We start from the raw sequence: 19362 nt of genomic DNA on the forward strand, positions 1-19362 counted from the left end.
TCAAGGCAGGACCGGTATTGTACGTTGGTTTGCCGCCAGGGTCGCTTTTTTGACATTTTATAAACTATGGAACAACAAAGGGTTTTATGAGCGCCAACCTGGATTTACTACAGCCACCGGCGGAGCCGCATGTGCCGGAGACGGCGTTCGGCAAATGGTTTCTACGCACCGAGACCTGGACGGTGCATGTGCTGGAGCGCGCGCTGGCGGACTTGCAGCGCCTGATGCCGGCCGACCAGCCGCGCGAGTTCGGCGTGGTGGCGGACGTGGGCTGCGGCTTCGGCCGCTCGCTCGGCAAGCTGCACCAGCGCTACGCGCCGCAGCGCCTGGTCGGCATGGATATCGATCCCGAGATGCTGCAGGAATCGGCCAGGGAAGTGGCGGCGCTGGGCATCGCCGCCGAGTTTATCTGCTGCTCCAGCTCCAACATCAAGCTGGAAGACGACTCGGTCGACCTGCTGTTCTGTCACCAGACCTTCCACCACCTGATCGACCAGGAGCGCGCCATCGCGGAGTTCTACCGCGTGCTGAAGCCGGGCGGCGTGCTGCTGTTCGCGGAATCGACCCGGCGCTACATCCACTCGTGGATCATCCGCCTGCTGTTCCGCCATCCGATGGATGTGCAGAAGACCGCGCCGGAGTACCTGGCCATGGTGCGTTCCGCCGGCTTCTCCGTGCCGGATAGTGCGGTGTCCTATCCCTTCCTGTGGTGGAGCCGCGAAGACCTGGGCCTGATGGAGACGGCGCTGCGCATCAAGCCGGCGGCCGTGCGCGAGGAAACGCTGATCAACCTGGTCGCGGTCAAGCCGCGCTAGAATGTTAAAAAGCCCCAGCGGCCCGGACGCGATCAAGATCGCGCCCGGTGCCGCTGGGGCTTTTTTTGGGTGTGGGTTAGCTTAGAAGCTGTAACGCACGCCAGCCGAGAACATGTCGGCTTTGACGTTGGCCGAACCGTCTTTGGCGACCTTGCCGAAGTTTTCGTATTCAGCAACGAAGCTCACTTGCTTGTTCAGCGCGAACGCCGCGCCAACGCTGATGTATGGCGTGGTGCGGTTTTCGGTGCCGGACTCGAAGGTCTTGCCGTATTTGGCGGTCACTTTTTCGTGGGCGGTTGCAACGCCCAGTTTGCCGAACAGCGAGAACTGTTCGTTCAGCGGCAGGGTGCCGGTGGCGGCGACGTAGAGAGCGGATGGCTTGGAGGTCAGCGTTGCGCCGTTGCCCGAAACCGATACTTCACGCAGGTCTGCGTAGCCGATTTCGGCGCCGAAATTCGTGTTGTAGTTGAAACCGCCAACCAGCTTGTAAGCGGTGGTGCTTTCTTTGAACGATGCGATACCGACGTCCGCTTTTTGTTCTGCACGGCCGATGTTGCCGCCGACGTAGTAGCCTTCAGCCTGAACTGCCAGTGGAGCGGCCAGAGCGGCGATCATTGCGATCATGGTGATTTTTTTCATTGTTGTTTCCTTTAGTTGCTAAATTTAGTGGCTAAAAAGGCGAAACGGAATACCAGGCCAACGCCGGGGATTCCGTTTCGCGAGGGCAACATTATACACTTTGATACCAAATCCGGCAAGTCGTCTCAAACTAGCTTAATCATCCAGGCTCCAGACGTACTGCATCCTGGTCCAGGATTGCTGGGGCACGCCGTCCAGCGTGCCCGGCTTGAACTTGCACAGGCCCAGGCCGACCTGGGCAGCGCGGTCCAGGTCGCGGAAGCCGCTGGATTTTTCCACTTTTGAATCGGCCACGCGGCCATCGGTGCCGATCAGCAGGGCCAGCGTGACGGTGCCGGTATCGCCGTTGCGCAGGGCGCTCTTCGGATAGTCCGGCTTGGCGCAGGCCTTGGCGTCCACCACGGCCGCCACCAGTTGCGGAGCCGCCTTGACCACTGTCTTCTCGCCAGGTTCGGCGATGCCGGTCTGCGGCGGCCGGGCCGGCGGTTGCTCCGTCAGCGGCCGCGCCGTCACCGGCGGCGGGTTGGTGGGCACCACCGGCGTTTCCATCTGCGGCACGAAGATCTCCGGCGGGGCCAGCTTGGGCAGCGGCACGTCGGGCGGCAGCACCTGCGGCGGCGGCGGCACGGGCGCGGTCGGCGTCAGGTCGATCACCGATTCCTTGACCTTGAACACCGTCAGCTTGGAGCCATGCAGGAAGGCGGCCAGCAGCGCCACGTGCAGAACGGCCACGACCGTCAGACCGGTGAGATTCTTTTTCTGGTGCATAAAGTGCTCCTTGGTGGTGGTGGATATTGCCATGTGTTGGAAGTATACTATGCTATGTCATAGCAAAATAAAAGGAAATTTGAGGAATATTTTGCGCCGGGCCGGTGTGTTATGCTTCCACCATCGGGTAGTAAATATTCCAGGAGGTAGTAGTGAAAAAAATACGGGTGATGCTGGCGGACGACCATCCGATCGTGATGACGGGCTTTGCGATGTCGCTGGAAGGGCAGGGGCTGGACGTGGTGGCGCGGGCGCGCACGCCGGAAGAGGCGGTGGCCCAGTACCGCGAGCACAAGCCGGACGTGGCCGTGCTCGACCTGCGCTTCGGCGAGCAGCTGACCGGCCTGGACGCTGCCAAACAGATCCTGGCCCAGGCGCCGGACGCCGCCATCGTCTTCCTCAGCCAGTTCGACCAGGACAGCCTGATCAAGGAAACCTACCGCCTCGGCGGCCGCGCCTTCATGACCAAGGATTGCGATCCGGCCGACCTGGCGGCGGCCGTGCGCCGCGCGCATGACGGCGAGCTGTACTTCCTGCCGCATATCGCCGAGCGGCTGGCCAACCTGTCGGTGCGCGGCGATGCGTCGCCGCAGTCGCAGCTGGACGAGCGCGCGCTGGAAATCTTCACGCTGATGGCCGAGGGACTGACCAACGCGGAGATCGCCGAGAAGCTCGATGTCTCCACCAAGACCATCAGCAACATCAGCCAGGCGGTGAAGGAGAAGCTGGGCGTGCACCGGCCGGCCTATATCACGCGGCTGGCCGTCAAGCACGGATTGATCGAGCCGTAGGCGCATGCGCTTCGACTTCTGGCGCCACTGGAGCGTGCGCGCGCGGCTGCTGTGCGTCACCGTCATCCCGCTGGCGTATATGTTCTGCACCTTCGTCTGGTACGCCTATCATTCGCGGCTGTCCGAAGTGCGCGAGGAGATGGCCGAGCGCGGCCCGCTGGTGGCCAAGGTGCTGGCCGAGAGCAGTGAATTCAGCCTGCTGTCGCATCGCTATGACGACCTGCGGCTCACCATCAATGGCTTGCTGCAGTCGGACGCCAGCATCGACCGCATCGAGGTGCTGGACGCGCAGCGGCATGAGCTGGTGCAGGCGTCGACCCGCGCGCCGGGCCGGCCGGACGCCCGCTACTACGAGGCGCCCATCCTCAAGCGGCTGATGTTCGTCACCATGCTGGCGGCCGACGGCAAGCCCTATCTGAAGGACAAGCCGGCTGGCAGCAGTGTCGCCGTCGAGACCATGGGCTATGTGCGGGTGACGATGTCGCCGTCGGCGATGCTGGTCAAGCAGACGCGCCGTTTTTATGTCGAGCTGCTGGTGGCCAGCATGGGTTTGCTGGTGTGCGCGGTGCTGGCGTGGCAGCTGTCGCAGGGCTTGAACGAGTCGCTGCAGGCGTCGATGCACAAGCTGCGCGCGGCCGATGCCGAGAAGCGCCGCCTGATCCGCAAGGTCAATACCGCCGTCGAGGATGAGCGCAAGAGCATCGCGCTGGAGATCCACGATGAATTGAACGCGACGCTGATCGCGGCCCGGCTGGAGGCGCAGCGCATCGTCGACGTCAGCCCGGCGGGCGAGGTGCGCGAGCGTGCGCAGTCCATCATCACGCTGGCGCTGGGGCTCTACAACAGCGGCCGCACGCTGGTGCGCCGGCTGCGCCCCGAGGTGCTGGACATGCTGGGACTGGACGGCGCGGTGGAGGAGATGGTGCGCCACCACGACCGCGCCGGCTGCCGTTTCACCTTCCGGGCCGAGGGCGATTTCGCGCGGCTGGAAAGCGGCATCGGCATCTCGGCCTACCGCATCATGCAGGAGGCGCTGTCCAACATCGCCAAGCACGCCCGCGCCACGCAGGCGACGGTGGCGCTGTCGCTGGACGCGCAAGGGCTGCGCATGGAGATCGCCGACAACGGTATCGGTTTCGATAATGCCTTGGTCTCGTCCGGCATCGGCATCGTGGGTATGCGCGAGCGGGTCGCCGCATTCGACGGGCGCATCGAGGTCGCCACCGCCATCGGCGCCGGTACGCGCATCGTCATTTTCTTGCCCCACGTGATCGTGCTGCAATCCACCTGAATCGGTGTATAGTAAAACGGTGACATCAACGCGAGATTCATCATGGAAACCGCAGTCGCCGCCGATACCGCCAGCCAGCAACTGAATCAGTTGCTGGCGGCTTATTCGGAAGGCCGGATCAGTCGCCGTGAGCTGGAGCAATCCAGCGGACTGTGGTTTGGCGAGATACTGGCCGCACTGGCCGAGCGTGGCCTGCCGTTGCCGCGCGTCGATACGAGAGTGCACTTCAGCGCGGCGCAGCGCCATCTGTTCACGCAGGTGTTCGGATGAACATCGCCTTGATCGTGACCGACGCCGGCCCATTGATCACGCTGGCCGTGGCTGATGCACTCGATACGCTGACCATGCTGGGTGTGCGCGTCGTCATTCCGGATATGGTCCGCTTCGAAGTGACGCGCCATGCCGGCAAGCCGGGCGCGCAGGAATTCCTGGCATGGCTGGATCTCAACGGCGATGTCGTGGAAATTGGCGATACCGAAGAATATGCCGAGTTCTCCGCTTTGCTGGCCTTGAATCCTGCGCTGCGCACGCGCAATCGCGGCGAAATGGCTGCGGCCGAGATCCTGGCACGCGAACTGTCGGGCGGCATCGACGCCGGCCTGCTGCTGTTTGAAGATTCGGACGTCCGCAAGACCAACTTCCTGGTGCGTATCCCCGACAACGTTTTGATCCTGTCGACATCCACGTTCCTGCACGGCCTGCAGCGCCGGAAACTGATACCTGACGCCGAAATGATCCTGGACCGCGCCACCGCGATCCGGGGCCCGACGGCGCGTGCCTCCGGGGCGCTGGCCAGCAGCGGCGCGGAAGATATCCTGAACGACTGGCTGGATTGATCTGCCGCTATGTCATTGCCCATTGGCATGTTCGTGCAGAACGTCATGAGGTTATAATCCGCTCAATCTTTCCGTAACACCCACCAGAACGGATGCCGCACGATATGAGCCAGCCCAATCAGTTTTCCCTGTTGACGCAACGCCGCTTCGCGCCGTTTTTCTGGACCCAGTTCCTCGGCGCGTTCAACGATAACCTGTTCAAGACCGCGCTGGTGGTGATGCTGACCTTCGATGCGCTCAGCTGGACCACGCTGTCGCCGTCGCTGATCACCAACCTGATCCCCGGCCTGTTCATCCTGCCCTACGTGCTGTTCTCGGCCACCGCCGGCCAGCTGGCCGACAAGTTCGAGAAGTCCGGCCTGACGCGCTTCGTCAAGTGGCTGGAGGTGGCCATCATGTGCATCGCCGGCGTCGGCTGGATGACGCACACCCTGTGGCTGCTGGTGACGGCGGTGGTCGGCATGGGCATCCACTCCACGCTGTTCGGCCCCGTCAAATATGCCTACCTGCCGCAGCAGCTCAAGCCCGATGAACTCATCGGCGGCAACGGCGTCACCGAGATGGGCACCTTCGTCGGCATCCTGCTCGGCGAGATCCTGGGCGCGGTGCTGGTGGTGCAAAAGCCCAACGGCATCGTCTTCGAAGCCGTCGCCACCATCGCCGTGGCGCTGCTTGGCCTGATCGCCAGCTACCGCATCCCCAACGCGCCGGCGCCGGTACCTGAACTTAAAGTGAGCTGGAACTTCGTCGGCGAATCCATCCGCAACATCAACTTCTCGCGCAAGAACCGCGTGGTGTTCCTGTCCATGCTGGGCAACTCGTGGTTCTGGTTCTACGGCGCGCTGGTGCTGGCGCAGTTCCCGGTGTACGCCAAGGATTACCTGCACGGCGACCACAGCGTGTTCGTGCTGCTGCTGACGGTGTTCTCGCTGGGCGTGGGCAGCGGCTCGCTGCTGTGCGAACGCCTGTCCGGCCGCAAGGTGGAAATCGGCCTGGTGCCGTTCGGCTCCATCGGCCTGTCGTTGTTCGGCGCCGACCTGTACTTGTCCAGCAACGCCTACGCCGCGGCGGCCGCCAGCGCCGCGCTGGCGGCCGGCCCGCATCTCGACGCCTTCGCGATGATGGCGCAGCACGGCATGTGGCGCATCCTGTTCGATGTGCTGATGATCGGCATGTTCGGCGGCTTCTTCATCGTGCCGCTGTTCGCGCTGATCCAGACCCGCTGCGATCCGGCCCACATGTCGCGCACCATCGCCGGCATGAACATCCTCAACGCGCTGTTCATGGTGGCGGCGGCCGGCCTGGCCATCGTGCTGCTGGGGCAGGGCTGCACGATCCCGCAGCTGTTCCTGGTGACGGCGCTGCTCAACGCGGTGGTGGCGGTGTACATCTTCTCGCTGGTGCCGGAGTTCCTGATGCGCTTCCTGGCGTGGATGCTGATCCACACCGTGCACCGCGTGCGCACCATCGACGCCGACCGCATTCCGGCCGAAGGCGCGGCGGTGCTGGTGTGTAACCACGTCAGCTACGTCGACGCCATCGTCATCGGCGCGGCCAGCCCGCGCCCGATCCGCTTCGTGATGGACCACCGCATCTTCAAGCTGCCGCTGCTGGGCTGGATCTTCCGCACCGCGCGCGCGATCCCGATCGCGCCGGCCAAGGAAGACCCGTGGCTGATGGAGAAGGCCTATGTCGACATCGCGCAGGCGCTGCACGACGGCGACCTGGTATGCATCTTCCCCGAAGGCCGGCTGACCACCACCGGCGAGATCAATGAGTTCAAGGGCGGCGTGGCCAAGATCGTCGAACGCACCAAGGTGCCGGTGATCCCGATGGCGCTGCGCGGGCTGTGGGGCCATCTGCTGAGCCGCAGCGATGACAATGTGTTCGAGCGCGCCTTCCGCACCGGCCTGCGTTCGCGCCTGGCGCTGGCGGTCGGCACGCCGGTGGCGCCGCACGACGTGACGCCGGAAGGCTTGAAGGAGCGCGTGCTGGCGCTGCGCGGCGACTGGAAGTAGGGTTTGCTTACGGGTGGTTACAAAGTAGTTATTTAAAGATACAAGTTTTCTTTAGAATAAGTCGCTGTCTGACCAAGACATCTCACACTCTAGGGGAAACCATGCACGCACAAAAAAAACTATTCGCCGCACTGGCTGTCGCCGGCGCCTTCACGCTGGCCGGCTGCGGCGGTGGAGACTTCATTCCCGTCCCGAACTTCTTTCCGGACTATGGGACGCCGGTGGCGTCGACGGTGACGATCGATTTCAATAACGGCATCGACGGCTGGACCACCGACGTCGCCGACTACTACGACAACGACAGGCCGACCGAAGTGGCGTCGGGCTGGAAGGATTTGCCGGCGCCGCTGACCGGCAAGGGCTACTACCTGGCTTCGCATAACAACAGCGACGACGTGCTGACCTACGCCAGGCGCCAGCTGGACGGCTTCGTGAAGCACGCGAAGTATCTCGTCACCTTCGAGATGCGCTACGCGACCGATGCGGCCACCGGCTGCATGGGCGTTGGCGGCTCGCGCGGCGAGAGCGTGTGGATGGTGGCCTCGGCCGGCTACGATTACATCAAGACCGTGCAGCAGTCGAACGGCAGCTATCGCGTGAACCTGGACCGCGGCAACCAGGGCGCCTCCGGCCCACAGGGCAAGGTGCTGGGCACGCAGGGTGTCGAAGGGCTGAGCTGCTCCGGCGGCAAGTGGGCCAGCACCACGCGCAAGTCGAGCGAAGCGATCGAGGTGACAGCCGACAAGGACGGCCGCATCTGGATCATGCTGGGCACCGATTCCGGCTTCGAGGGCACCAACGCCGTCTACCTGCAAGGCGCGACGGTCAACATCCGGCCCCTCTGATAAAGCACGCGCGTCAGCGCGCCGCCTGCACCTGCTCGCGGTTCTGGCGCGCGCCGGCCAGGCGGATGATCTGCTCCAGCTCCACCGGCTTGACCAGGTGATGGTCGAAGCCCGCCTCGCCGGTGCGGCGGCGGGCGTCGCTCTGGCCCCAGCCGGTCAGCGCGATCATCAGGATGCGTTCCGTGCCGGGACGCTGGCGTATCGCCCGCGCGGTTTCGTAGCCGTCCATGCCGGGCATGCCGAGGTCCATGACGATCATGTCCGGCATCGCCTCGGCCGTCGCCGCGATGGCGCTGGCGCCGTCGTACACGGCGCGCGCGTCGAAGCCGTCGATCTCCAGCAGCGCCGCCAGCGAATCGGCGGCGTCGCGGTTGTCGTCCACCACCAGCACCTGCATCTTGCGGCCGTCGGCGCCGTTGGCGGCCAACTGCGGCGCCGCATTGCGCGCCGCGTTGCTGACCACCGGCAGGCGGATCTCGAATTCGCTGCCATGCCCCGGCCCGTCGCTGTGCGCCTCCACCGAGCCGCCGTGCATCTCGGCGAACTGGCGGGCCAGGCTAAGGCCTATCCCCAGGCCGCTGGAGAACTGGCCGGCGACGGTCTTGCTTTGCTCGAACATGCGGAAGATGCGCGCGATCGCCTCCGCATCGAGCCCGATGCCGCTGTCGCGCAGCGTCACCCGCAGCTCGTCGCCATTGCGTTGCGCCCGCACCACCACGTTGCCGCCCTGCGGCGTGAACTTGACGGCGTTCGACAGGATGTTGGCGAAGATCTGCACCACGCGCGCATAGTCGGCGTAGATCATGATCTCTTCCGCCGGCAGCTGCCAGGCGATGTGGATGCGCTTGGCGCCGGCGGCCTGCAGGCAAAGCTCGTTGACGTGGTTCATCACGGCGCTGAGCGAGACCAGCTGCGGCTGCAGCTTGATCTTGCCGCTGGTGATGCGGGCCACGTCCAGCAGGTCGTCCACCAGCCGCGTCAACAGGCGCACCTGGCGCTCCACCATGTCGCGGATGCGCGCCACCGGCGCCGCGTCGGGATACATATGCGTCAGCAGCGAGACCGAGGTGCGGATCGGCGCCAGCGGATTGCGCAGCTCGTGCCCCAGGCTGGCGAGGAACTCGTCCTTGCGCCGCGCCGCCTCGCGCACCTGGTACTGCTTGCTGCGCGCGCGCAGCGTCGCGTGCAGGGCGGTGATCAGCGCCAGCGAGCGCACCGGCCGCTCCATCAGGCTCAGGTTGCCCAGGCCGGCCACGGCCTGGCGCACCGTCGCCGAATCGGCGCCGCGATGGGTCAGCAGGATGATGGGCAGGTCCGACCAGTCGGGCTGGCGCTCGACGCATTCGAGCAGCAGCTTGTAGCCGCCCGGCGCCAGCGCCTCCTCCACCGTCAGCACGGCGCCCGCGCCCAGCTCCAGCTGCGCCGCCAGCTCGGCCAGCGAGCGGCAGACGTGGCTGTCGATCGCCGCCATCGCCAGCACCTTGGCCGCCAGCGGGGCGTCCTGGCCGATCGGGGCGTAGATCAGGATGCGCGTTTCCATCGCGTTCAATCGGCCGCCTGGCCGGCGCCCGGCGCGTCATAGGTGGGCACGCCGGTCAGGATGCCGTGGAAGTCCTTCAGCACCGGGCCGACTTCGATGCCGCCGCTGCCGATGTGGAAGCGGCGGATGGTGCGTTCGTGCGCGCTGCCGCGCTTCTTGAACACGGAGATCGCCTGCCGCACCTCGCCCTGCGCCTCGAAGTAGCGCAGCATGATGACGTTGTCGGCGATGTAGCTGGCGTCGACCTTGGTGGTCATGCCGCTGCCTATCATGCCCTGCTGGACGCCGACGATGATGCTGACCACGCCGCGCTGGCCCAGGTAGGTCAGCAGCTCGTGCAGGTAGATCGCGAGGAAGCGTTCGTCCGGCACCGCGTTCAGGTAGCCGTTCAGGCTATCGATGACCACCACGCGCGCGCCGCGCTCCACCGCCTGCATCACCGCGTGCGAGAACTGGCCCGGCGCCAGCTCGGCCGGGTCGATCTGCTGTATCGTCAGCAGGTCGCGTTCGATGGCCTCGTTCAGGTGCAGGCCCAGGCCGGCCGCGCGGTTCAGCATATTGTTGCGCGCCTCTTCGAACAGGAACATCGCGCACCGCTCGCCGCGCTGGGTGGCGGCGTGCACGAACTGCGCCGCCAGCGTCGACTTGCCGGTGCCGGGCGGGCCGGAGATCAGGGTGCTCATGCCTTCTTCGAGGCCGCCGCCGATCTGCTGGTCCAGCGCCGGCAGGCCGCTCGACAACTGGCGCCGCTTGCTGGCCACGCGGGTCGCGGCCGCCACCAGGCGCGGGAAGATGTGCAGCCCGCCGCTGATGATCTTGTAGTCGTGGGCGCCGCCGTGGAAGGCGATGCCGCGGTATTTGACCACGCGCAGGCGGCGCCGGTCGGTGCCGTAGGCCTGGTCGGCCAGGTCCAGCGTCAGCACCGCGTGCGCCACGCTGCGCACCTGCAGGTCGGTGCTGAGGGCGGTGCGGTCGTCGAGGAAGATGGTGGTGCAGTTGCGGCGCGTGAGGTACTGCTTGAGCGCGAGCACCTGGCGGCGGTAGCGCAGCGGGCTCTCCGCCAGCAACTGCAGCTCGGACAGCGAATCGAGCACCACGCGGCGCGGCTTGTATTTGTCGATGGCGCTGACGATGCGCTGGGTGGTGCTGCCAAGTTCGATCTCGGATGGATGGAAGATGGTGTACTGCTGTTCGGGGTCGAGCACGTCCTCGTTGGGCAGGATCTCTTCGATGTGGATGCCCTCCATGGTCCAGCCGTGCGAGCTGGCGACGCTGAGCAGTTCGACGGCGGTTTCGGCCAGCGTGATGTACAGCACCGATTCGCCCAGGCGCGCGCCCTCGTTGAGGAACTGCAGCGCCAGCGTGGTCTTGCCGGTGCCGGGCTCGCCCTCGACCAGGTACAGGCGGTCGCGGGTCAGGCCGCCGGCCAGGACTTCATCCAGCCCGGGCACGCCGGACGAGATAAACAGGTTGGTGATGCTGTTTTGGGTTTGCATAACGGCGATCCGAAAAAGGTGCCGTGGGCCGGATGCCACGGCTGATTTTCGGCTGATACTACCTGAATTGGGCGGGGCTGGATTTTCGATAGCAAGCGTGCGTACGCTAGCGTACATAAGGCTGCGGCAGCGGCGGCGGGTCAGCGCCGCGCGCGCTGTTGCAGGCTTTGCTGCTTGTTGAGGTACATGGCGCGGTCGGCGCGGCCGAGCAGCATTTCGATATCCTGCGGGTCGTCCGGGTGGTGGATGGCGATGCCGATGCTGGCGCTCAGCGAGACGGTGGCGGTCTTCAGCGTGAACGGCTGCTGCAGCGCCGGGTGCAGCTTGTCGGCGGTTTCCTGGGCGGCGGCGTCGCTGTGCAGGTTCTCCAGGATGACGACAAATTCGTCGCCGGCCAGCCGGCCCACGGTATCGGTCTTGCGCACGATGTGCTGCACGCGGTCGGCGAACTGGCGCAGCAGCTCGTCGCCTTCCTCGTGGCCGTAGCGGTCGTTGATCTGCTTGAAGCGGTCGAGGTCCAGGAAGAACACGGCGCAGCTCTGGCGCAGGCGGTTGGCGCGCTGGATCGCCTCGGTCAGCGCGGCCATCAGCGCGCGGCGGTTGGGCAGGCCGGTCAGCGTGTCGCGCAGCGCCATCGCCTCCATCGATGCGAACAGCGACTTGCGCTCGCTGATGTCGTGCAGGAAGGCGATGAACAGGTGGCCGCTGCTGCGTGGCACATAGGCCAGCGACACTTCCACCGGCAGTTCCTGGCCGGCGCGGTTGTGCAGCGTCAGTTCGATGCGGCGGTTGAGCACCGTGTCGGCGTCGCTCTCGGCCAGCTGGCGCATATCGCGCTCGTAGGCGCGGCGCAGCAGCGGCGGTAGCACCATGGCCGCCAGCGGCTGGCCGATCACTTCGGCGCGGGTCCAGCCCATCAGCTTCTCGGCCTGGCGGTTCCAGTCCAGCACCACGCCGCCCGGATCGAGGGCGATGAAGGCGTCATGGGCGTTGTCGAGAATGGCCCGCAGCTCGGCGGCGCGTTCCTGCAGCAGCAGTTGCGTGCTTTGTTCCTGCGCCAGCGCGCGCTCCAGCAGCAGCGCCTTGCGGGCGATTTCGCGGGTGCGTTCGGCCACCGTCGATTCCAGCTGCTCGTTCATGCCGCGCAGCGTGGACAGGTGGCTTTGCTCGTTGCGCACCAGGTCGGCCAGCGCGCGCGACAGCACCTGCGCCTCGTGGAAGCTGTCGACCAGAGGGATCGCCGGCAGCGCGTCCGGCGCGGTATTGGCCGGCGCGGCGGAACGCGCCTCGATGTTCTTGCTGAGCGCATTGAGCGGGCGCGTCAGGCGCCGCGCCGCCGCCGACGCGGCCAGCGCCATGGCGCCGCCGAGGATGGCGCCCAGCAGCAGGATCTGGCGTTCCAGCGCGCGCGCGCCGGCCAGCGCCACGTCTTCCGGCTGGCGCACCAGCACCGACCAGGTCAGCGTGGCGGGATCGTTCGGATTGCCGGTGCGCGAGAAGCCGGTCAGGTAGCTTTTGCCGTCGGCCCAGGTTTCCTTCAGCGAGCCGGGCACGCCCGACTGCGACAGCGCCAGGCTGGTGGTGTTGAGGGTTTTCTCTTCCATGCCCTTGGGGCCCAGCATCACGGTGCCGTCGCCGCGCACCACGATGATGTCGGCCGAGTACTGCTTGTCGGCCGGCGCCAGGATGGTCTGCACCAGGCGCCGCGCCCAGCCCCAGCTCATGTGCACGCACAGCACGCCGCGGTAGCTGCCGTCCGAACGCAGCACCGGGCCGGCGGCGTCGACGAAGCGCCACGGGTCGGCGCTGTAGGGCAGTTTTTTTCCGAGCAGGGTGGCGGGGTGGAAGTCGCCGGCGTACAGCTTGTCGTGGCCGCCCTTGAACCAGGCGCGCCCGCTGACATCCTGGCCTTCGAGCAGGCCCTGGGTGGCGGCGTAGACGCTGCCGTCCGGATTGGCCAGGCCGATCCAGGCGTAGTCGGGGAAGGTCTTTTGCAGGCTTTCCAGCACCTGGCGGATTTCTGCGGGGGACGTGGCGTCGCGGATCTGCGGCAGCTCGGTCAGCAGCTGGACGTCGCCGGTGGCCTTCTGCACCACGCGGTTGAGCGCATCGCGCATCTGCCACGACAGCTGCTGCAGCCGCTGGCCCGCTTCGCGCTCGGCGTAGTCGATGGCGAAGTGATCGACCAGCACCAGCAGCGACAACACCGACATCAGCACCGTCGCAGCGACGCCCACCGTCACCAGCGTGGTGAGGCGAGGCCGTGCCGTGCTTTTGGTAAGCGGCGTAATCATGAGCGCGGGCCGAAAAATGATGTCCTGAAGTAATTAATTGATTGTAGCACCGGCCATGGCGCGTGCCTCTGCCACCCCGAGAAATTGATTGCCGGGAGCCACGTTCTACCTTGCACTGCACAAAAAAGTTGCTTGACTTAATTAGAATGATCGTTCATTCTACGCTTTATGCACATTTTTTATACAGAAAGTCCCACTATGGAAGCTCTTTTCTGCAGGACAGCTGCCCTGATCACCGCAACCGTGCTGATTGCCGGTTGCTCCAAATCCACGACCGAAGCACCGGGCGCTAAAGGCGCACCGGTGGCGGAAGTGGGCGTTTTTAAAGTGGCGCCGGAAGCGCTGCAGATCACGACCGAACTGCCGGGCCGCACCGCCGCCTTCCAGGTGGCCGAAGTGCGCCCGCAGGTCAGCGGCCTGATTCAGAAACGCCTGTTTGTCGAAGGCGCCGACGTCAAGGCCGGCGTCGCGCTGTACCAGATCGACGCGGCCAGCTACCAGGCCGCCTACAACTCGGCCAAGGCCGCGCTGGCGAAGGCCAAGGCCAACCTGATGACCAGCGGCCCGAAAGTGGCGCGCTACAAGGATCTGGTGGCGATCGAAGGCGTGAGCCGCCAGGACTACGACGACGCCGTCGCCGCCAACGAGCAGGCCAAGGCCGATGTGGAATCGGCCGCCGCCGCGCTGGAGCAGGCGGCGATCAACCTCAAATACACGCATGTCGATGCGCCGATCAGTGGCCGCATCAGCCGCTCGACCGTGACGCCGGGCGCGCTGGTGACGGCCAACCAGGCCGCCGCGCTGACCACCGTGCAGCAGCTCGATCCGATCTACGTCGACGTGACGCAGTCGAGCGAAGACCTGCTGCGCCTCAAGCGCGAGATGGAAAGCGGCGGCTTGAAGCAGTCCGGCGGCCAGGCCAAGGTCACGCTGCTGCTGGCGGACGGCAGCAAGTACGCGGAAAGCGGCAAGCTGCAGTTCTCCGATGTGACGGTGGACCCGGGCACCGGCAACGTCACGCTGCGCGCGCTGTTCCCGAATCCCAAGCACGATCTGCTGCCCGGCATGTTCGTGCGTGCGGTGCTGGAATCCGGCGTCAACGAGCAGGCCATCGCCGTGCCGCAGCAGGGCGTGACGCGCAACCCGAAAGGCGAAGCGACCGCGCTGGTGCTGAACAAGGAAGGCAAGGTCGAACAGCGCATGCTGGTCACGGGCGGCACGCTGGGTAACAAGTGGCTGGTCAAGTCCGGCCTGAGCGCGGGCGATCTGCTGATCGTCGAAGGCGTGCAGAAGGTCAAGCCGGGTGCACCGGCCAATGCCGCCAAGCCCGCCGCAGCGCCGGCTGCCGTCGCTGGCGGCGCCATGCCGTCCAGCGCCAAGAGCGCCCAATAAAGGAGCATCGTCATGTCACGTTTCTTTATTGACCGCCCGATCTTCGCGTGGGTCGTCGCCATCGTCATCATGCTTGCGGGCGTGATCGCGATTCTCGGCCTGCCGATATCGCAGTATCCAAGCATCGCGCCGCCGTCGATTTCGATCAGCGGCTCCTACCCGGGCGCCTCCGCCAAGACGGTGGAAGACGCCGTCACCCAGGTCATCGAACAGAAGATGAAGGGCATCGACGGCTTGCGCTACATGTCCTCGTCGAGCGACGGCACCGGCGGCATCAGCATCACGCTGACCTTCAAGAGCGGCACCAACCCGGACATCGCCCAGGTGCAGGTGCAGAACAAGCTGCAACTGGCGACGCCGCTGCTGCCCGCCATCGTTACGCAGCAAGGCCTGGTGGTGGCCAAGGCCACCAAGAACTTCCTGATGGTGCTGGGCTTCGTGTCCGAAGACGGCAGCATGAAGCAGGCCGACCTGGGCGACTACGTGGCCGCCAACGTCATCGATCCGCTGAGCCGCGTGCAGGGCGTGGGCGACGTGACGCTGTTCGGCGCCCAGTATGCGATGCGCATCTGGCTCGATCCGGCCAAGCTGCAAAGCTACCAGTTGACGCCGGCCGACGTGACCGCCGCGATCACCGCGCAGAACACCGAGGTGTCCGCCGGTGAGCTGGGCGGCGCACCGGCCGTGCCGGGCCAGCAGCTCAACGCTACCGTATCGGCGCAGAGCCGCCTGCAGACGCCGGAGCAGTTCGGCGCGATCCTGCTGAAGACCGCGTCCAACGGCGCCACCGTGCGCCTGCGCGACGTGGCCCGCATGGAGCTGGGCAGCGAGAACTACAACGTGCTGGCGCGCTACAACGGCAAGCCTGCCACCGGTGTCGCGATCAAACTGGCCACCGGCGCCAACGCGCTGGAAACCGCCAACGCCGTCAAGGCCAAGATCGCATTGATGGAGAAGCAGTTCCCGAACGGGATGAAGGCCGTCGTGGCGTTCGACACCACGCCGTTCGTCAAGCTGTCGATCGAGGAAGTGGTCAAGACGCTGGTGGAAGCGGTGATCCTGGTGTTCCTGGTGATGTATTTGTTCCTGCAAAACTTCCGCGCCACGCTGATCCCGACGATGGCGGTGCCGGTCGTACTGCTGGGTACCTTCGCCATCCTGTCGGCGCTGGGCTATTCGATCAATACGCTGACCATGTTCGCGGTGGTGCTGGCGATCGGCCTGCTGGTTGATGACGCCATCGTCGTGGTGGAGAACGTCGAACGCGTGATGACGGAAGAGGGCTTGTCGCCTATCGAGGCCACACGCAAATCGATGGGCCAGATCAGCGGCGCGCTGGTGGGTATCGCCATGGTGCTGTCGGCGGTGTTCGTGCCGATGGCCTTCTTCAGCGGCTCCACTGGTGTGATTTACCGCCAGTTCTCGATCACCATCGTTTCGGCGATGGTGCTGTCGGTGGTGGTGGCGATGGTCTTTACGCCGGCCTTGTGCGCGACCTTGCTCAAGCCTGTGGCCAAGGGCCATACGGCGATCAACACCGGCTTCTTCGGCTGGTTCAACCGCAGCTTCGAACGCAGCAGCATGAAGTACCAGGGCTGGGTCGGCGCACTGCTGAACCGCAGCGGACGCTCGCTGGTGATGTACGCGCTGCTGCTTGGAGTGCTGGCCTTCGTGTTCGTGCGCCTGCCGACTTCCTTCCTGCCGGAAGAGGACCAGGGCGTGCTGTTCTCGCAGATCCAGCTGCCGACCGGCGCGACGCAACAGCGCACGCTGAAGGTGATCGAGAAAGTCGAGCAGCATTTCCTGAACGAAGAGAAGGATTCGGTAGCGTCGGTGTTTGCGGTGGCTGGCTTCAGCTTCAGCGGCAACGGCCAGAACACCGGTATCGCCTTCGTCCGCATGAAGGACTGGGCGGAACGCAAGAGCGCCGACCAGCGCGTGAAAGCGATTGTCGGCCGCGCCATGGGCAGCTTCTCGCAGATCAAGGATGCGATGGTGTTCGCCTTCGCGCCGCCTGCGGTGCTGGAACTGGGTAACGCCAGCGGCTTCGATTTGCAGCTGCAGGATCAGGGCGGCGTCGGCCACGATGCGCTGATGGCTGCGCGTAACCAGATGCTGGGCATGGCCGCGAAAAACCCGGTGCTGATGGCGGTCCGTCCGAACGGACAGGAAGACACGCCGCAGTACAAGATCACCGTCGACCAGCAGAAGGCCGCGGCCCTCGGCCTGTCCATCGCCGATGTGAACAAGGTGCTGAGCACCGCCTGGGGGAGCGCCTACGTCAACGACTTCGTCGACCGTGGCCGCGTGAAGAAGGTGTACATGCAGGGCCAGCCCGATTCGCGCATGTCGCCGGAAGACCTGGGCAAATGGTTTGTCCGCAACGCCGACGGCGAGATGGTGCCTTTCTCGGCCTTCTCGAGCGGCAAGTGGGTGTATGCGTCGCCGCGCCTGGAGCGCTACAACGGCCTGCCGTCCACCGAGATCCTCGGCATGCCGGCGCCGGGCCAGAGCTCGGGCGCCGCGATGGCGGAGATCGAAAAGATGGCGGCCCAGCTGCCGCCGGGCATCGGCTTCGAATGGACCGGCCTGTCGACGGAAGAACGCGACTCCGGCTCGCAGACCACGCAGCTGTATGCGATCTCGATCCTGATCGTGTTCCTGTGCCTGGCCGCGCTGTATGAAAGCTGGTCGATTCCGTTCTCGGTGCTGCTGGTGGTGCCGCTGGGTGTGATCGGCACGGTGCTGGCGACGTTCGTGTTCAAGCTGTCGAACGACGTGTACTTCCAGGTCGGCTTGCTGACCGTGGTGGGCCTGGCGGCGAAGAACGCGATCCTGATCGTGGAGTTCGCGAAGGAGTTGCAGGAGCAGGGCGTGGAACTGAAGCAGGCGACCTTGCAGGCCGTGCGTCTGCGCTTGCGTCCTATCCTGATGACGTCCATCGCCTTCGGCCTCGGCGTGCTGCCGCTGGCGATCAGCAGCGGCGCCGGTTCCGGCAGCCAGAATGCGATCGGCGTCGGCGTGTTGGGCGGGATGCTGTCGGCTACCTTCCTGGGCATCTTCTTTGTGCCGGTGTTCTTTGTGCTGGTGCGCGGTTTCTTTAGTAAAAAGGCCGCCGCTCCAGCTGCTGCTGTGGAGGCGCATTAATTGTGGACAAACTCATGAAAAAATCCTTACTCACGATGGCGGCGCTGGCGATGTTGGCCGGTTGCAGCCTGGCGCCGGTGTATGAACGTCCGGCGCAACCGGTGGCGCAAGCCTGGCCGGCCGGCGACGCCTACAAAGGCGTGCCTGCTGCGGCGGCCGACGCCAAGCCGGTATCCGAAATCCAGTGGCGCGAATACTTTGCCGACGAACGCCTGCGCAAGGTGATCGCGCTGGCGCTGGCCAACAACCGCGACCTGCGCGTTTCGGTGCTCAACATCGAGAAGGCCAAGGCGCAGTACAACATCGACAGCGCGGCGTTGCTGCCCAAGCTGTCGGCCAACGTCAGCCAGAATGCGTCGCGCACGCCGTCCAACATGACCGGCACCGGCGAGGCGGCCATCAACCGCCAGTACAGCGGCGGCCTGGCGATGGCGTCGTATGAGCTGGACTTCTTCGGCAAGGTGCGCAACCTGTCGGAGGCCGGCTTGCAGACCTACCTCGGCACCGAGGAAGCGCGCCGCGCGCAGCAGATCACGCTGGTGGCCGAAGTGGCCAACGCCTATCTGACGCTGATCGCCGACCAGCAGCGCCTGAAGCTGGCGGCGGAAACGCTGCAAAGCCAGCAGACGTCCTATGACCTGAGCAAGAAGCGCTTCGATTCCGGCGTCACTTCCGGCGTCGACATGTATGAAGCGCAGACCAGCGTGGAAGCGGCGCGCGGCGACATGGCGGTCTACACCGCGCAAGTGGCGCTGGACCAGAACGCGTTGACGCTGCTGGTCGGCGGCAGCGTGCCTGCGGACTTGCTGCCTGCCGGTGAACCTGGCGCGGTGACGCAGATGGCGGCGATCCCCGCCGGCCTGCCGTCCGACCTGCTGCAAGACCGTCCCGATGTGCAGGAAGCGGAGCGCGCGCTGCGTGCGGCCAACGCCAACATCGGCGTGGCGCGCGCGGCCTTCTTCCCGAGTATCTCGCTGACGGCTTCGGGCGGCAGCGCGAGCAACAGCTTGTCCGGCTTGTTCAAGGCTGGTTCGTCGACGTGGAGTTTTATCCCGCAGATCAACCTGCCGATCTTCGACGGTGGCGTCAACCGCGCCAATCTGAACATCGCCAAGGCCAACCGCGACATCTCGGTGGCGCAGTACGAGAAGGCGATCCAGGTGGCGTTCCGCGAAGTGGCCGACGCACTGGCACAGCGCGGCACGCTGGACCAGCGCATCGCCGCGCAGCAGGCCCTGGTCGATGCGGCCGAGAAGAGCTTCCGCATCCACGAGGCGCGCTATCGCAAGGGCGCGGACTCCTATCTGAACGCGCTGGTGTCGCAGCGCGCGCTGTACGCTGCGCAGCAGGGCCTGATCACGGCGCGGCTGGGCAAATCTAGCAACGCCGTCACCTTGTACAAGGTGCTGGGCGGCGGCTGGCAGCCGGAAGTCTAAGCCGGTGGAGGGCGTGGATTGTTGCGCGCCCGCCGCCTTTGACTGCCGGTTAAT

General features: G+C 65.4%; 15 protein-coding genes. 10 read left to right on the forward strand and 5 right to left on the reverse strand.

The window, feature by feature from the left end; all coding sequences use genetic code 11:
- The first annotated feature begins 86 nt into the window (after window positions 1-86).
- A complete protein-coding gene (locus DUGA2_RS07720; RefSeq protein ID WP_070268461.1) occupies window positions 87-815 on the forward strand; it encodes a class I SAM-dependent methyltransferase in 729 nt (242 codons plus the stop codon).
- Between the two features lie 81 nt (window positions 816-896).
- Here the strand turns inward: DUGA2_RS07720 and DUGA2_RS07725 are convergent, their stop codons facing one another.
- Window positions 897-1454: an outer membrane beta-barrel protein gene (locus tag DUGA2_RS07725; RefSeq protein WP_070268463.1), complete on the reverse strand. Its 558-nt coding sequence runs from the start codon at window positions 1452-1454 to the stop codon at window positions 897-899.
- Window positions 1455-1589: 135 nt separating this feature from the next.
- Window positions 1590-2222, reverse strand: a complete 633-nt coding sequence (locus DUGA2_RS07730; protein ID WP_229214628.1) for an energy transducer TonB — start codon at window positions 2220-2222, stop codon at window positions 1590-1592.
- A gap of 152 nt (window positions 2223-2374) precedes the next feature.
- On the opposite strand from DUGA2_RS07730, the gene DUGA2_RS07735 reads away from it, so the two are divergent.
- From DUGA2_RS07735 to DUGA2_RS07760, 6 genes are all read left to right on the forward strand, one after another.
- Entirely contained in the window at window positions 2375-3013 is a 639-nt protein-coding gene (locus tag DUGA2_RS07735) for a response regulator transcription factor (protein ID WP_083296248.1), read from the forward strand.
- 4 nt (window positions 3014-3017) lie between these two features.
- The gene (locus tag DUGA2_RS07740; protein ID WP_070268469.1) at window positions 3018-4304 is read left to right on the forward strand and encodes an ATP-binding protein; all 1287 of its coding nucleotides are present in this window, start codon (window positions 3018-3020) and stop codon (window positions 4302-4304) included.
- A 42-nt stretch (window positions 4305-4346) separates the two neighbouring features.
- Entirely contained in the window at window positions 4347-4574 is a 228-nt protein-coding gene (locus DUGA2_RS07745) for a hypothetical protein (RefSeq protein WP_070268471.1), read from the forward strand.
- On the forward strand, window positions 4571-5140 hold the full coding sequence (locus DUGA2_RS07750; protein ID WP_070268472.1) for a hypothetical protein: 570 nt from the start codon (window positions 4571-4573) through the stop codon (window positions 5138-5140). The genes DUGA2_RS07745 and DUGA2_RS07750 overlap by 4 nt, the downstream gene beginning before the upstream one ends.
- A gap of 104 nt (window positions 5141-5244) precedes the next feature.
- Complete coding sequence (locus tag DUGA2_RS07755; RefSeq protein ID WP_070269067.1) at window positions 5245-7158, forward strand: MFS transporter; 1914 nt, start codon at window positions 5245-5247, stop codon at window positions 7156-7158.
- A 101-nt stretch (window positions 7159-7259) separates the two neighbouring features.
- On the forward strand, window positions 7260-8003 hold the full coding sequence (locus DUGA2_RS07760) for a hypothetical protein (protein WP_229214629.1): 744 nt from the start codon (window positions 7260-7262) through the stop codon (window positions 8001-8003).
- 13 nt (window positions 8004-8016) lie between these two features.
- Here the strand turns inward: DUGA2_RS07760 and DUGA2_RS07765 are convergent, their stop codons facing one another.
- The 3 genes from DUGA2_RS07765 to DUGA2_RS07775 all read right to left on the reverse strand — a co-directional run bounded on the left by DUGA2_RS07765 (window position 8017) and on the right by DUGA2_RS07775 (window position 13333).
- The gene (locus DUGA2_RS07765) at window positions 8017-9543 is read right to left on the reverse strand and encodes a response regulator (RefSeq protein ID WP_070269071.1); all 1527 of its coding nucleotides are present in this window, start codon (window positions 9541-9543) and stop codon (window positions 8017-8019) included.
- A 5-nt stretch (window positions 9544-9548) separates the two neighbouring features.
- Window positions 9549-11039: an ATPase domain-containing protein gene (locus DUGA2_RS07770; protein WP_070268474.1), complete on the reverse strand. Its 1491-nt coding sequence runs from the start codon at window positions 11037-11039 to the stop codon at window positions 9549-9551.
- Window positions 11040-11179: 140 nt separating this feature from the next.
- Window positions 11180-13333, reverse strand: a complete 2154-nt coding sequence (locus DUGA2_RS07775) for a diguanylate cyclase domain-containing protein (RefSeq protein ID WP_070268475.1) — start codon at window positions 13331-13333, stop codon at window positions 11180-11182.
- Between the two features lie 198 nt (window positions 13334-13531).
- On the opposite strand from DUGA2_RS07775, the gene DUGA2_RS07780 reads away from it, so the two are divergent.
- The 3 genes from DUGA2_RS07780 to adeC are packed head-to-tail and all read left to right on the forward strand — an operon-like array spanning window position 13532 to window position 19308.
- The gene (locus DUGA2_RS07780; protein ID WP_070268477.1) at window positions 13532-14725 is read left to right on the forward strand and encodes an efflux RND transporter periplasmic adaptor subunit; all 1194 of its coding nucleotides are present in this window, start codon (window positions 13532-13534) and stop codon (window positions 14723-14725) included.
- Window positions 14726-14737: 12 nt separating this feature from the next.
- Window positions 14738-17872 carry an efflux RND transporter permease subunit gene (locus tag DUGA2_RS07785; protein WP_070268478.1) on the forward strand — a complete coding sequence of 1045 codons (3135 nt, stop codon included), beginning with the start codon at window positions 14738-14740 and terminating at the stop codon, window positions 17870-17872.
- A 14-nt stretch (window positions 17873-17886) separates the two neighbouring features.
- Complete coding sequence (gene adeC / locus DUGA2_RS07790; RefSeq protein ID WP_070268480.1) at window positions 17887-19308, forward strand: AdeC/AdeK/OprM family multidrug efflux complex outer membrane factor; 1422 nt, start codon at window positions 17887-17889, stop codon at window positions 19306-19308.
- The last annotated feature ends 54 nt before the right edge of the window (window positions 19309-19362 follow it).

This window comes from Duganella sp. HH101, assembly GCF_001758795.1.
GTDB classification, from domain to species: Bacteria; Pseudomonadota; Gammaproteobacteria; order Burkholderiales; family Burkholderiaceae_D; genus Rugamonas; species Rugamonas rivuli.

Excerpts from the sequence above, each read along its gene's own strand:
- DUGA2_RS07775 (WP_070268475.1), bottom strand. The coding sequence starts at position 13,333 with ATGATTACGCCGCTTACCAAAAGCACGGCACGGCCTCGCCTCACCACG.
- DUGA2_RS07730 (WP_229214628.1), bottom strand. The coding sequence starts at position 2,222 with ATGCACCAGAAAAAGAATCTCACCGGTCTGACGGTCGTGGCCGTTCTG.
- adeC (WP_070268480.1), top strand. The coding sequence starts at position 17,887 with ATGAAAAAATCCTTACTCACGATGGCGGCGCTGGCGATGTTGGCCGGT.
- DUGA2_RS07765 (WP_070269071.1), bottom strand. The coding sequence starts at position 9,543 with ATGGAAACGCGCATCCTGATCTACGCCCCGATCGGCCAGGACGCCCCG.
- DUGA2_RS07750 (WP_070268472.1), top strand. The coding sequence starts at position 4,571 with ATGAACATCGCCTTGATCGTGACCGACGCCGGCCCATTGATCACGCTG.
- DUGA2_RS07720 (WP_070268461.1), top strand. The coding sequence starts at position 87 with ATGAGCGCCAACCTGGATTTACTACAGCCACCGGCGGAGCCGCATGTG.
- DUGA2_RS07740 (WP_070268469.1), top strand. The coding sequence starts at position 3,018 with ATGCGCTTCGACTTCTGGCGCCACTGGAGCGTGCGCGCGCGGCTGCTG.
- DUGA2_RS07780 (WP_070268477.1), top strand. The coding sequence starts at position 13,532 with ATGGAAGCTCTTTTCTGCAGGACAGCTGCCCTGATCACCGCAACCGTG.
- DUGA2_RS07755 (WP_070269067.1), top strand. The coding sequence starts at position 5,245 with ATGAGCCAGCCCAATCAGTTTTCCCTGTTGACGCAACGCCGCTTCGCG.
- DUGA2_RS07725 (WP_070268463.1), bottom strand. The coding sequence starts at position 1,454 with ATGAAAAAAATCACCATGATCGCAATGATCGCCGCTCTGGCCGCTCCA.
- DUGA2_RS07770 (WP_070268474.1), bottom strand. The coding sequence starts at position 11,039 with ATGCAAACCCAAAACAGCATCACCAACCTGTTTATCTCGTCCGGCGTG.
- DUGA2_RS07785 (WP_070268478.1), top strand. The coding sequence starts at position 14,738 with ATGTCACGTTTCTTTATTGACCGCCCGATCTTCGCGTGGGTCGTCGCC.
- DUGA2_RS07745 (WP_070268471.1), top strand. The coding sequence starts at position 4,347 with ATGGAAACCGCAGTCGCCGCCGATACCGCCAGCCAGCAACTGAATCAG.
- DUGA2_RS07760 (WP_229214629.1), top strand. The coding sequence starts at position 7,260 with ATGCACGCACAAAAAAAACTATTCGCCGCACTGGCTGTCGCCGGCGCC.